Origin of the sequence: Pseudomonas citronellolis (assembly GCF_001586155.1) — a bacterium.
Classification (GTDB): domain Bacteria; phylum Pseudomonadota; class Gammaproteobacteria; order Pseudomonadales; family Pseudomonadaceae; genus Pseudomonas; species Pseudomonas citronellolis.
In genome coordinates this window covers 2,826,775-2,840,076 of the sequence record NZ_CP014158.1, presented here as the reverse complement: position 1 = coordinate 2,840,076, position 13,302 = coordinate 2,826,775, and the positions used below count along the sequence as shown (strand labels likewise).

Below are 13,302 nucleotides of genomic sequence, written 5' to 3'. Positions count from 1 at the left end.
GGTCCTCGTGGGTCCGCGTGTCCCCACTGGCCGTGAAGACCAACGTGCCCGGCAGGCCGGTCGGGCCGTGCCGGGCGGACGTCATGGCGTCAGTGCTTGAGGAAGTCGATCACCAGACGGTTGAACGGCTCGGCGTGCTCCCACTGGGCCCAGTGGCCGCACTGGCTGAACACATGCAGACGCGAGTGGGGGATGCCGTTGAGCAGCTTCAGACTCCAGTCGATTGGCACGAAGCGGTCGTCGCGGCCCCAGGTGATCAGGGTCTGCGCCTGAATGTTCGGCAGGTCGGCGGTGAAATCGCCCATCTGGAACTTGCTCAACTCGACGCTCTTGAGGAAGTTTTCCAAGTGCTGCGGGTTAGAGAGGATGCTCTTGTGGCGTAGGCCGATCAGTTCCTCGGTGAGCGCGCTGGAGTCGTAGACGAAGACATCGAGCATCTTCTTCAGGTTCTCCATGGTCGGCTCCCGGTAAACGCCGAACAGCAGCTTGATGCCTTCCATCGGCAGCGGGGTGAACAGGCTGGTGCGGCCGACGCCGCCGGAGCCCATGAGGATCATCTTGTCCAGGCGCTCGGGATTGGCGACCGCAAAGCCGAGGGAGCTGCCGCCGCCCATGGAATTGCCGACCAGGTGAGCCTTGTCGATGTCCAGCGCATCCATCAGCGCCTTGACCGCGCGGGCATTGACCACGAAGCGCGGCTCGGCGGTGACCAGCGGATCGGATTTGCCGAAGCCCGGGCAGTCGATCAGCAGCACGCGGTAGCCGGCATCGACGAAAGCGTCGACGTTGCGGTGGAAGTTCGCCCAGCCGGTGGCACCGGCGCCGGAACCGTGGATCATGATAACGACTTCGCCTTCGCCGGCGTCGTTGTAGTGGAGGCGCCATTCCGGGGTCTGGATGAAACGGCTGGTGGAGGCTTCGGTAAATCTGCTCATGGGGATAGTCCTGGTTAGGGAGTGGACGGATGGAAACACCGGCCTACGAACAGGTCGGCGATCAGGGATGCGGGTTGGGTATTCGCGCGAATGGAGAAAGCGGCGGAGTGGCGCAGGCGGCTGCGCGGGGCATAGGCATCTGGTGCACAGGCATTTCCCGGATCTTGTTATGGGTGGCGAACGAATCCACCAAGTGCGCCGGCTGGCGCGGGCACTGCTTTACCTCCCTTGAGCAACGCCTGTGCCAGCCGCGGAAAAACAATCCAGACAATCTTCAAAAGTATTTATTTTCAGTAGCTTACAGACCTAAAACCGCCCTACCCGATGAGCAACAAACTGCGCGCCAGCGGCTGTGGTTTAAGAACTTTGCGAAGGCTGCGGAAAATTCCGTATGAAAAACATGAAGTGCCGTGGTGCGGGTAAAAAAGGCACCGGAATCGGCGCCCGGGGGAGCAATCGAGATCAGGGTTGCGCGGGTGGATCGATAACGTTGGCCCACTCGACGTAGCGTCGCCAGGCAGCCTTCAGCGCGGCCACTCGCTGTGGCTGCTCGGCGCTGCGGTCGCGGGTCTCGCCACGATCGCTGGTGAGGTCGTAAAAGCGCCAGTGGTACGGAACGTCAGGCTTAGGTGGGCGGTCGTCCGGGACGTAGGCGGAGACCTGCCTCCAGTTTCCCTCGTGGACGTAGGGCTGACCGAACAGCTCGCCGCCAACCTGCGGCGCACGGCCCGATTCCTGCCCGTGCAGTAATGGCAGCAGCGACTGCCCAGTGATTGACTGGCACTCGGCGTCGGCCACCGGCAGCGGCCAGGAAGGTCGGCGCCAAGTCGTAGCCGTGCAGCACCTTGCCGCGAGCACCACCCAGCGCGGCCGGCAAGTCGACGATGACCGGGACAGATATGCCACCCTCGGCACTGGTGCCCTTGACCAGGCTGAGCAGCGTCGAGCTGACCTCTGCCCAGTGATAACCGTAGCTGACGTTGAAGCCCTTGCAGCCGAGATTGGCCAGCGAGTTGTCGGTGTGTGCGTCGCCCGGCGAATAGCTCTGGGTGTGGTCCTCGCCCGCCGCGCCGTTGTCGGAAAGGAAGACGATCAGGGTGTTGTCATATTCGCCTCGCAGCTTGAGGTAATCGATCAGGCGAGCGGTCGAAGCCCCAGGCGTCAGGGCTCCGGCCATCGGCCTTGCCGAGGTGCCTTTTGCCGGCCATGTAGGGGACGTAGCCACCGTCGCGCAGCAGGCTGGCGATGGGCTACCCGCGACCGTTCAGATAGCTCGCGTAACCGGGCTCACCCTGCAAGCACGGCGAGAACGGTAGCACTTCGGCCATGGCGCCGAGGCCGATCAGGTGACATCAGCATCGAGCACGTGGGCGAACAGGCCGCAGCGGCATAGAAGCTGCTCAGCCGCACGCCGTCATGGGTGAGCAGGTCGAGGCTGGGGTACGGATCTCGCCGCCAGAGCTGACGATGTCGGAGAAACCGAGGTCGTCAGTGAGGATCACCAGGATGTTCGGTTGGGTAGATGCCGCACTCACGGCAGCAGGCAATAAGCCAGCCAGCAGCACCAGCGATCCACAGTTTCATGGATGTCCTCTCTTGTTATTGCCGGCGTGTGCTGCTCTGCCGCCCGCTCGGCATGAGACTATTCGGTGTCGAACTGCGCCAGGCGGCTGGTGATCCGCCCCAGGTAATAGGCGGCGCTGCCTGGTACCCAGTTCCGCGAATGCTGCAGCAGGCGCGGCCGAATGAAGTCGTAGTTGTGCTTGAGGGCTTCCAGTTCGGCGGAATGCTCAGGCCATTGCACCGTCAGGTCAGCGAAGCCCTGGAGAATCCCGGCATCCAACTGCGGCACGGTGTCATCGTCCACCACCATCACGTACATGCCGAGCATGCTGAAGGCGCGGGTCTGGTAGAGCAGCAGCAGGCGTTCGATATCGAGGCTCAGGCGATGTAGAGTCAGCAGGCGCTCATCGCCAGGCGGCGACGCGGCGTATGCTTCGGCCGCCTCACGATCCAGACGGGCATGAGCTTTCAGCAACGGAATGATCCAGCCGGGATAGAGTTCGTCTTGCCCGGCCGGCACGGCTTCCAGGCCGTCGATCTGCTTGCCCATCTCGGCCACCGCCACCGCCAGCTCCAGCGAGGCCGCCCCCTGCCCCGCCAGCAAGCCGCGCAGCGTCAGCAGGTCCTGACGATAACGCTCGGCATACCGGGGATCGGCCGCCTGCTGATTGGGGTTGTAGAACGCCAGCAGGTTGCTGCACAAGCCAAACGCCTGCAGACGGATGTCCTGCAGGCGACGTGCAGACAGATCGGCGCAGGCCAGAGCCGGCAACAGGCACAGCAGGATCAGCGACAGGCGCCAGGGCATGGCGGCATTCCCTTGTTGTGATGGATAACGCGGCATCGCCAGATGCCGCGCCCCGTAGGTGACGGGCTCAGTGCGCCTTTCCAGCAGCGAGCAGATCCAGCGCCACGTCGACGATCATGTCTTCCTGACCGCCGACCATACGCCGTTTGCCCAGCTCGACGAGGATATCGAGGGTCTTCAGGCCGTACTTCTGCGCGGCGATCTCGGCATGACGGAGGAAGCTGGAGTACACGCCGGCGTAGCCGAGACCGAGGGTCTCGCGGTCGACCCGTACCGGTCGGTCCTGCAGCGGGCGCACCAGTTCGTCAGCGGCGTCCATCAGGCGGTAGAGGTCGGCTCCGTGGTTCCAGCCCAGACGCTCGGCGGCGGCGATGAACACTTCCAGCGGCGCGTTGCCGGCGCCGGCCCCCATACCGGCAAGGCTGGCGTCAATGCGGTCGCAGCCCTCCTCTACCGCGGTGATCGAGTTGGCCACGCCGAGGCTGAGATTGTGGTGGGCGTGCATGCCGGTCTGCGTCTCGGGTTTAAGCACAGCCTTGAAGGCACGCATGCGGTCGCGGATGTCGCTCATGTTCATCGCACCGCCGGAGTCGGCCATGTAGATACAGGTCGCGCCGTAGCTCTCCATCAGTTGGCCCTGACGGGCGAGCTCTTCGGCCGGGATCATGTGGCTCATCATCAGGAAACCGACAGTATCCATGCCTAGGTGCCGCGCGTACTCGACGTGCTGCTTCGAGACGTCCGCCTCGGTGCAGTGGGTGGCGATGCGGACGATGCGCGCACCGGCGTCGTAGGCGTTCTTCAGATCGTGCACCGTGCCGATACCGGGCAGCAGCAGGGTGGCGATCTTCGCGTGGCTGAGTTCGCCGGCGACCGCCTCGATGTATTCGAGGTCGCTGTGCTTGCCGAAGCCGTAGTTGAAGGACGAACCCTGCAGGCCGTCACCGTGGGCGACTTCGATGGAGTCAACCCTTGCCTGGTCCAGCGCACGGGCGATGGCGCGCACGTCGTCGAGGCCATACTGGTGGCGGATGGCGTGGCTGCCGTCGCGCAGCGTGACGTCGGAGATGTAGATTTTCTTGCCGTTCATGTCCGTGTCCTCAGGCGTTGTTCATCGCCTGCGCCATGCGCTCGGCGGTGGCCAAGGCAGCGGAGGTCATGATGTCGAGGTTGCCGGCGTAGGCCGGCAGGTAGTGGGCGGCGCCTTCGACTTCGAGGAACACCGAGGTCTTCAGCCCGAAGAACTGGCCGTGGCCGGGGATGTTCAGCGGTGAGGATTCGGGGATGACGTCGAACTGCACCTGCTGCTTGAGGCGATAGCCTGGCACATACTCCTGCACAGCGAAGGCCATTTCCTCAATGCTGGCTTCGACCTCAGCCTGATCCGCAGCCTCGCTGAGTACATACACTGTGTCGCGCATGATCAGCGGGGGTTCTGCCGGGTTCATGATGATGATTGCCTTGCCCTTGGCCGCTCCGCCGATCACTTCGATGGCCTTGGAGGTAGTCTCGGTGAACTCATCAATGTTGGCGCGGGTGCCGGGGCCGGCGGATTTCGAGGCGATAGAGGCAATGATCTCGGCGTAGTGGACTTTCGCCACTCGCGACACCGCTGCAACCATCGGAATGGTGGCTTGACCACCGCAGGTGACCATGTTGACGTTGAGCTTGCCGAGATGCTCTTCGAGATTGACCACCGGCACGCAGTACGGGCCGATGGCCGCCGGGGTCAGGTCGATCAGGCGGATGCCCGGTTTGATGCTGCGCAGGAAGGCATCGTTCTTCACGTGCGCACCTGCCGAAGTAGCATCGAAGACGAAATCGATGTCGGCGAACTCAGGCAGTGCGGCAAGGCCCTGCACGCCTTCGTGGGTGATCGCAACGCCCATGCGGGCGGCGCGCGCCAGGCCATCGGAGGCCGGATCGATGCCGACCATAGCGCCCATTTCCAGGTGCTGGCCGTGACGGAGAATCTTGATCATCAGGTCGGTGCCGATGTTGCCGGAGCCGACGATGGCGACTTTGCGTTTCTTGCTCATGGGAAAAATCTCGCAGTCAGTCGAAGCGCACCGAGCAGCCGCCGATTCCGGCGATGCTCACCCGCAGGTTGTCGCCGGCGGCCACCGGCACCATGGCCGATAGAGCACCGGAGAGGATCACCTCGCCAGCCTTGAGGCTCATTCCCAGGCGGCCGAGGGTATTGGCCAGCCAGGCCACGGCGATGGCTGGCGAGCCCATGCTGGCGGCACCAGCACCGGTGCCGACCACGCGGCCGTTCTTCTCCAACACCATGCCGGTGGTGACCAAGTCGAGCCCGCGCGGGTCGACCAGGCGATTGCCGAGCACGAACATGCCGCAGGAGGCGTTGTCCGCCACGGTGTCCTGGATCTTGATCTTCCAGTCGCGAACGCGGGAATCGACGATCTCGAAGCAGGCCATCACACCTTCGGTGGCGCGCAGCACATCGGCCACGGTGATGCCGGGACCGGCCAGGTCATGCTTGAGGACGAAGGCGATCTCGCCCTCGGCCTTGGGCTGGATCAGGCTGCGCATTGGCACCGAGGCGCCCTGCTCCACCACCATGGCGTCGGTGAGCAGGCCGAAGTCCGGCTGACCGACACCGAGCATATCCATCACTGCCTGGCTGGTGACGCCGATCTTCTTGCCGATGATCCGCTCGCCCCGGGCGAGGCGGCGGGCGATCAGGTGTTGCTGGATGGCGTACGCGTCCTCGATGGTGAGGTCTGGATGGCGCTCGGTCAGCGGCACCAGCGCCTCAGCCTTGTCGAGAGCGACGAACAGCTCGTCGCCGAGGTGCTCGATCAGGTTCGGGTCTTTCACGTGGTTTACTCCTGCCAGTGCATGGCGAAAAAGGGAATCAGTCGGGGACGATGGCGCGGTAGCCGGCGGCGGCGCATTCGCAGTCCTGCTCCTCGCTGGCGCCGGAAACGCCGATGGCGCCGACCAGCCGGTCGCCGACGCGCAGCGGCAACGCACCGCCCATCGGCACCAGGCGCGGGCGCAGCATCAGACTGGCGCGCACGTGCTCAGGGGCATCGCGCAGGCGTGATCCGACCTCTTCGGTGGACATGTCGAAGGACACGGCGGTGAGCGCCTTGTCCTGAGCGATCTCAATGGTGTGTAGCGCGGCGCCGACCGCTCGGCCAAAGGACAGCAGGTGGCCGCCGCCGTCCAATACCGCGACGCTGACACGCCAGCCGCTGCTATCAGCCAGGCGCAGGGCGGCGTCCACAGCACGCTGGGCGGCGGCGTGACTGAGCGGATCGGCGAGGGTTTCGTTGGGTTTCTTGCTCATGCCGAGGCCTCCCTGGCACAGGTCGCTGGCTCTGCGGCGATCTTCGATGGGGACAACAGATAGCAGGCCAGGGCTGGCACCAGGACAAGCGCCACCAGCATGTTGCAGAGGAACATGAAGGTCAGCAGCACGCCCATGTCGGCCTGGAACTTGATCGGCGAGAACACCCAGGTGACCACGCCGAGAGACAGGGTCAGACCGGTGAACACCACCACGCGACCGGTGAACAGCATCGCTTGGCGATAGGCCATGGCCAGGCTGGCGCCGCGGCGTAGCCAGAACAGCGTGACGCTGAGAATGTACAGCGCGTAGTCGACGCCGATACCGACTCCGAGCGCGATCACCGGCAGCGTGGCGACCTTCAGTCCCATGTTCAGCTGGACCATTAGCGCCTCGGCGAGCAGAGAGGTGAGTACCAGCGGCAGCACCGCACAGAGCACCGCGCGCCAGGAGCGGAAGGCAATAAAGCACAGCAACGTCACTGCCAGATAAACGCCGATCAGCATCCGCCCGTTGGCCGTCTTCACCACGATGTTGGTGGCGCCCTCGATTCCGGCATTTCCGGCAGCCATCACGAAGCGCGCGCGCTCGTCGTTGTAGCGTTGGGCGAAGTTCTCGGTGGCCTTTACCACGGAGGCCAAAGTGTCGGCACGGTGGTCCTTGAGGAAGACATAGATCGACAGGAGATCACAGGTGCCGTTGAACAATTCGCGCGGTGAACGCACGGCAGCGGCATTGATCATCGCCTGGTTAGGCAACAGTTCGTCCCACTTGAAGTTACCTTCGTTCATGCCGACATTGATCTTACGTGCCAACCCGGCGATTGAGCTGGTGGCGTCGACGCCCGGCAGCTGGCGCAGGCGCCACTCCAGTTCCTCAACCTTGCGTAGCGTCGCGTACTCCACGCACTGGCTCGGCGGTGTCTCGACCATGACCACAAATACATCACTGCTGGCCTGGTAGTGCTCGATGATGAACTGGTTGTCGCGGTTGTAGCGCGAGTCGGCGCGCAGCTCCGGGGCGCCTGGATCGAGGTCACCGACTTTCAACTGCTCTCCAATCAGCAGCGCACCGACACCCACCACGACGGCCAATAGAATCGCAGTGGCTGCCGGCTTCGGTTGGGTGAAACGAACCAACAGACTGACCAACAGCGGCGGCCGCGATCCCTCTTCCAGCTGTTCCTGGCGCAGGCTGCGCGCGGCGGCGCTGTCCGACACACCTGTGAACGACAGCATGATCGGCAGCAACGCGAGATTGGTGAACACCAGGATACCGACCCCAAGACTGGCGACGACTGCCAATTCCTGGATCACCGGCACGTCAACAATGGTCAGTACAGCGAAGCCAACCACGTCGGCAAGCAGCGCGGTCATGCCAGCGGCGAACAGACGGCGAAAAGTGTAGCGAGCGGCGATCAACCGATGAGTACCGCGCCCGACGTCCTGCATGATGCCGTTCATCTTCTGTGCACCGTGGCTGACGCCGATGGCGTAAACCAAGAACGGCACCAGGATCGAGTACGGATTCAATTCGTATCCGAGTAGTGGCAGCAGGCCAAGCAGCCAGACCACACCGACCAAGGTACATCCCTGCACGAGCAGGGTACTGCGCCAGCAATGGGTGAACTGGAACAGCACCACTGAGGTGATCAGCACCGCCACGGCGAAGAACGCAAGCACCGCATGGAGCCCTTCGATCAGGTCACCCATGACCTTGGCGAAACCGATGATGTGGATGTCCACGCCCTTCGCCTGGTACTTGCCGCGCAGTTGTTCAAGCGAATCGGAGAGTATCTTGTAGTCGAGCGGCTGGCCGGTCTTCGGATCAACGTCGAGCAACGGCAGGTAGACAATGGTCGAGCGCAGATCGCGTGCCACCAACTGGCCGATCTCGCCGGAGCGCTCGACATTGGCGCGCAGCCTGTCAAGGCTCTCGGCGCTACCGTCGAAGCCGTCCGGCACCACCGGGCCGCCATCGAAGCCGTCCTCGGTGACACCCTGCCAACGCGTCGCTGGGGTCCACAACGAGCGCATGAAGGCACGGTCGGCACCGGGGACCAAGTAGAGATCATCGTTGATCTGCCGCAGGGTCTCCATGTAGTCAGCAGCGAAGATGTCGCCGCTCTTTCCAGCCGGCAGCGCTACGGCTATGCGCAGGGCATTTCCAGCCCCCTTGAGGTCTCTGGCGTGTTCGAGATAGGCCAGGGTGAAGGGGTGATGAGCGGGGATAGTTTTGAGAAAGCTGGCGTTGAGCCGTAGACCGCTGGCGGCGACACCGAGCAGCAGAGTCAGCAGCAGGCAGACGCCGATCACTAGCAGACGATGGTTGAACAGCAGCCGCTCTAGGCGATTGCCAGAATGCTTGTCGAAATCCGCTAGCAACGCGATGACGGCGAAGCCGTCGTTGGAACTGATAGCCATGGTTCGTAACCTCTACCTGCCGGCTTGGCGCAGGGCGCTCGGCGAAAAACGGGTGATGCCGTTGCTGCCGACCGCCAGGCTGCCGCCATCGGTGGTGGCGAGCAGGGCAACCAGCGGGAAGCGCTGCTCGGGACTGACGGCCTGGAAGCTCCGGCCATCGTCTCGGCTCAGCCAGCCCTGTCCTGACTCGTCAGCGAGCAGCAGGCTGCCGTCTTTCAGGCGCGCGCCGGCAGTCAGGCTTTTGGTGGTCGGCAACGCCACCTGCTGCCAGCTGCCCCCCTGGTCCTCGGAGCGGAACAGGTGACCACGTAAGCCGAAAGCGAACAGCGTGCCGGCATTGCTGGCGAGCAGGCCGAAGAAGCTGCCGTCATAGGGTTCGTCGAGGCGGACGAAATTATGTAGATCGTCATTCACACGCATTAGCCCGCCCAGCTCGCCGGCGAGGAACAGATGGCCGTGGAGACGCTCCACAGCATTGAGGTGGCGGCCGTTGCTGCCGTCCTGTAGTTCGCGGGCCAGCTGCCAGTGGACGCCGCTGTCGTCGCTGGCAAAGGCCAAGCCGTAGGCACCGACCGCCAGCACGCGCGAGCCGCCGAGGCACTGCACGGCAAGGAAGGGTTTGTCGGCGCCCTCGTCGACCAGCCGGCGCGCCTCCTCGGCACGTTCCGGGTCGCTCCGGTAGGCGTCGAGAATCGCCTGGGCAGCGCGGAAGCCATCCAGTTGACGGGTCCAGCTCTGGCCACCGTCGCGGGTGGCAAGGATCACCCCGCGGTGACCGACCGCCCAGCCGTTGAGGGCATCTGCGAAGCACAATCCGGTCAGGCTGACCGAGACCGGCACGCTGGCCTGTTTCCAGTGGCCACCCTGGTCGTCGGAATAGAGGATGTGCCCACGCACACCGGCAACCACCAGGCGCTCCCCAGCCAGCGCCACGGCGTTGAGCGCCGAACGCGAGGCCAGGGCACTGGCGGTGGATTTCTGCTGCAGGGTATCGGCGACGTCCCGGTTGACCGGGTTGTTCGTCGCGAAACTGACCTGCGCGACCCAACCGAGCAGGCCGAGGACAAGCACGCAGGCAAAACCTGGGTTCTTTCTGTTCACCGTAAACCTCCGGTAAGCAGGCGAACCCGCCCCCCCCTGGGGCGGGTCGCCGAAGACATCAGCGTGCGCTCATCTTGGTCAGCGACTCGGGTGAGAAGAAGGTCTCTCGCCGACGCTCGACAATCTGGAACTGCTCGTTACCGGCATCGCCCAGGGCGCAGTTGTACATCCACGCCTTGGTACGGTGATCATGGAAGAAGCTGGTGCAGTAGTTGACCGTGGCCGGGATATCCGGCGCAGAGAACGGAGTGGTCAGCGAAGTCCGCCACAAGGTACCTTCGGCGTCCCAGCCGTCGATGATGGCGTTCCCCCAATTGTCCTCGTCGTAGTAAAACATCCGCTTTGGCACGGCATGGCGCTTGCCAGGCTTCAGCGTCGCCTCGACCACCCACACACGGTGGAGCTCCCAACGCATGAACTCCGGTTTCACATGGCGCTGGCCCATTACCTCCTCATCGCCATGCGCTAGCAGAGCGTTGTTGTTGTAGGGGATCAGCATTTCCCTCTTGCCGATTAGCTTCCAGTCGTAACGCTCGGGCGAACCGTTACCACCGTAGTTCTCGTCGACAAAGTTGACTCCCGAGGACACCGGGTTGGGCGTGTCAAAGTTGATGCTCGGCGCGCGACGCACACGGCGCTGGCCAGACAGGTATTGCCAGAGGGAGCGACCTTTCACGTAGTCAGTCACGTCGTGCACCATCAACGCCTCACCGGCACGGAAGGCTGGCGCATAAGTGAACTGGGTCGCCAGCATGAACTCCGGACCAGGGGCGGTCTGGGCGTTCAGCTCCTTGTAGTAGTACGGGTACTGCGCCTCGTCGATGGCGGCAGTGGCCAACACACGCTGGCCGTCAGCAGTGGTGCTCCAGACCTTATATTTGGTGTGGGTCGCCTCGCCGCGCCAGAGCAGCAAGTGGTTCCAATACACCTCAATACCAGACTTGGGAATCGGGAAAGGCACACCGCCGTAGGCGCCCTTCAACACCAGGCCGTCGCCTTCCAGGCTGGCTTGAGTGGCGTTGCGGTAGGTGTTGTCGTATACCCATTGCGGCGCTGCGGCCGTGCGGCGGGTCGGATAGACATCCAAGCGGAAACTCTGTGGATTGTCCTTGAGCAGTTGCTGTACACCGTCGCTGAGTTTATCGGCGTACTGCGCCATGTTCGCAGCGGTCACGCTGTACAGCGGCTTGTCGTCCTTGAACGGGTCGTTACGGCGTTGTCCGGACTGGTAGCCGGCCGGCGCCTGGGTCAAGCCGCCGGTCCAGGCGGGGATGCTACCTTCGGCGTTACCGGCACGTTCGGCGCCCAACGGTGTCAGGGTACTTTTCAGAGCTTGAGCCTCGGCCTCGCTGACGCCTGCGTGGGCAACCGGCAAGGTGAGCGAGAAGGCAAGGCAGGCCAGTAGCCGGGCAAACTTATGGTTATGCATGGCGAACTCTCTTAGAAAGTGTGGGAGACGCTGAAAGAGATGAAGTCGCGGTCGGCGTTGGTTTGCCGATAGGTCTTGATGCCGTCGATGTTGATCGGCGCGGAAGGCCCGTAGAATCCGTTGTAGGCTAGGGTGAAGGTCACCGAGTGCAGGTAGTCGGCGCTCAGCCCAAGATTGTAGTCACCGCCGTGCTCCTGGCTGAAGCCGCCGACCGCAGAGGAGCGACCGTCGATACCGAAGCTGACGCCCATGGGCACCGACAGGTCGACGCCATCCAGCACCTGGTAGTAGGTCGGGGTGAAGGCCAGGCGCAGTGCGGTGGCGTCACGGGTGGAGTTGGGGTCGAGGTTGTCGCGGTTCTTGTCCACGCTCAGGGTGCGGTTCCAGGCGATCTCGCCGAGGAACACGGCGCCGTCCCAGAACGCGCTGGTGGGCATGGTATAGATGGTGTTGAGCAGCAGGTGCGCGGTCTTGCCCACGGCGTACAACGGATCGTGGTCGTTGTCGGCGGTGCCGGCCAGGTCGGTGACGGTCAGGCTGACCAGCGGCGCGTTGTGGCGAATCGAGGCTTCGAAGCCGACGTTGGCGTCGCCGATGCCGCGGTTGGCGCTGAAGCCGTAGGCTTTGATGTCCTCGGGGAACACCAGTTCGTACTCGCCGATCTTGTCCAGTGGCGAAGTCGGCCCGAGGTTGTAGCCGGGGCGCACCTGCACCTGGAAGTTCTTGTCGTGGTAGTTGATCGCGTAGAGGCCGAAGTCGGTACCCAGCGCCTCGGAGCGGTAGCGCAGCTGCACGCCCCACTGCCCGGAGTCGCGCGCGTCGATGTCCTTGCCACGATAGAAGGAAGCCACCGGGCCAACGCCGGGAACGGACGCGGCGATGATGCGCTCGCCGCCTTCGTCGAGCAGGTCGGCCGGGCTGAAGTAGCTGCCCGCGGCCGGAATGCGGTTGCTCTCCCACTCGAACTGGTAGTAGCCGCCCACCGACAGCGTAGGGGTCACCTGCAACTGGGTGGAGAACTGCTTCACTGGCAGGCCCAGCTCCTTGTATTGCGAGTTGGGCACCTGCAGCGCGCGCACCACGTCGATCGGTTGCTGGCCGGCAGCGATACCGTTGTTGCCGAAGAACAGACTTTCGCCGTACACAAGCGCATGCTGGCCGAGCCGGGCGACGCCGGACATCTCGTCGCCCAGATCGAAATTGCCGTACACGAAGGCGTCTCGGAACTCCGCCTGGCGCCCTTGCAGGTCGCGGGAGTCATGAGTGAACTTGTCGGGTGCGACGCTGAACGAGTTCACCGTTTCCGGCGAGTTGTTGTCATTGCGACGGTTGTATACGTCGTCGTACCAGGCCGCGCCGCTGACCCGCGCGCCCACTGCTTTGTAGCTGGCGTCGAATTCGGAGAACAGGTCCAGGCGATTGGAGACCAGGCCACGACTGAAGTTACGGTCGCCGTCGTCCAGGTTGGGGTCGGCGGTGAGCTTGTCGGCGGCCTTCTTCACGCGCCAGGCGTTGCTGTACTTGACGGTGTTGTCCCAGCGGACAGACAGGTCCTGGTCACCAGTGTCGAACTGGAAAGCCTGCACAGGCAGGACAGAACAGGCTAGCAGAGCGGCACCGAGGCCGCTGAAACGAAAGCCAGCACGTTGGGCAGCATGGATGCATAGTTGTAGTGTGGACATCGAATACCTCTGGGACGGTAACCCGCCTTTTGTTGTTATGGGATC

At 63.6% G+C, this 13,302-nt stretch carries 12 protein-coding genes; 1 reads left to right on the top strand and 11 read right to left on the bottom strand.

Annotation, left to right across the window (positions count from 1 at the left end):
• Positions 1 to 89 precede the first annotated feature (89 nt).
• A complete protein-coding gene (locus PcP3B5_RS12575; protein WP_061561419.1) occupies positions 90 to 935 on the bottom strand; it encodes an alpha/beta fold hydrolase in 846 nt (281 codons plus the stop codon).
• 29 nt (positions 936 to 964) lie between these two features.
• Between PcP3B5_RS12575 and PcP3B5_RS31405 the strand changes: the two genes are divergently transcribed.
• A complete protein-coding gene (locus tag PcP3B5_RS31405) occupies positions 965 to 1,330 on the top strand; it encodes a hypothetical protein (protein WP_145923894.1) in 366 nt (121 codons plus the stop codon).
• A gap of 230 nt (positions 1,331 to 1,560) precedes the next feature.
• Here the strand turns inward: PcP3B5_RS31405 and PcP3B5_RS32140 are convergent, their stop codons facing one another.
• From PcP3B5_RS32140 to PcP3B5_RS12525, 10 genes are all read right to left on the bottom strand, one after another.
• Complete coding sequence (locus PcP3B5_RS32140) at positions 1,561 to 2,112, bottom strand: sulfatase-like hydrolase/transferase (RefSeq protein ID WP_237143088.1); 552 nt, start codon at positions 2,110 to 2,112, stop codon at positions 1,561 to 1,563.
• Positions 2,113 to 2,577: 465 nt separating this feature from the next.
• Positions 2,578 to 3,306, bottom strand: a complete 729-nt coding sequence (locus PcP3B5_RS12565; protein WP_061561417.1) for a hypothetical protein — start codon at positions 3,304 to 3,306, stop codon at positions 2,578 to 2,580.
• Positions 3,307 to 3,373: 67 nt separating this feature from the next.
• Positions 3,374 to 4,396 carry a 4-hydroxy-2-oxovalerate aldolase gene (gene dmpG / locus PcP3B5_RS12560; RefSeq protein ID WP_061561416.1) on the bottom strand — a complete coding sequence of 341 codons (1,023 nt, stop codon included), beginning with the start codon at positions 4,394 to 4,396 and terminating at the stop codon, positions 3,374 to 3,376.
• 10 nt (positions 4,397 to 4,406) lie between these two features.
• Positions 4,407 to 5,345, bottom strand: coding sequence for an acetaldehyde dehydrogenase (acetylating) (locus PcP3B5_RS12555; protein ID WP_061561415.1), 939 nt, complete (start codon positions 5,343 to 5,345; stop codon positions 4,407 to 4,409).
• Between the two features lie 16 nt (positions 5,346 to 5,361).
• The gene (dmpE, locus tag PcP3B5_RS12550) at positions 5,362 to 6,147 is read right to left on the bottom strand and encodes a 2-oxopent-4-enoate hydratase (protein ID WP_061561414.1); all 786 of its coding nucleotides are present in this window, start codon (positions 6,145 to 6,147) and stop codon (positions 5,362 to 5,364) included.
• Positions 6,148 to 6,184: 37 nt separating this feature from the next.
• Positions 6,185 to 6,622 (bottom strand): GlcG/HbpS family heme-binding protein, encoded by a 438-nt coding sequence (locus tag PcP3B5_RS12545; protein WP_061561413.1) that lies wholly within the window; start codon positions 6,620 to 6,622, stop codon positions 6,185 to 6,187.
• Positions 6,619 to 9,045: an efflux RND transporter permease subunit gene (locus PcP3B5_RS12540; protein ID WP_061561412.1), complete on the bottom strand. Its 2,427-nt coding sequence runs from the start codon at positions 9,043 to 9,045 to the stop codon at positions 6,619 to 6,621. Before PcP3B5_RS12540 ends, PcP3B5_RS12545 begins: the two co-directional genes overlap by 4 nt.
• A gap of 12 nt (positions 9,046 to 9,057) precedes the next feature.
• Positions 9,058 to 10,146, bottom strand: a complete 1,089-nt coding sequence (locus PcP3B5_RS12535; RefSeq protein WP_061561411.1) for a WD40/YVTN/BNR-like repeat-containing protein — start codon at positions 10,144 to 10,146, stop codon at positions 9,058 to 9,060.
• 58 nt (positions 10,147 to 10,204) lie between these two features.
• On the bottom strand, positions 10,205 to 11,575 hold the full coding sequence (locus PcP3B5_RS12530; protein WP_061561410.1) for a DUF1329 domain-containing protein: 1,371 nt from the start codon (positions 11,573 to 11,575) through the stop codon (positions 10,205 to 10,207).
• Between the two features lie 11 nt (positions 11,576 to 11,586).
• Positions 11,587 to 13,257, bottom strand: coding sequence for a DUF1302 domain-containing protein (locus tag PcP3B5_RS12525; protein ID WP_082816299.1), 1,671 nt, complete (start codon positions 13,255 to 13,257; stop codon positions 11,587 to 11,589).
• Positions 13,258 to 13,302: the final 45 nt, after the last annotated feature.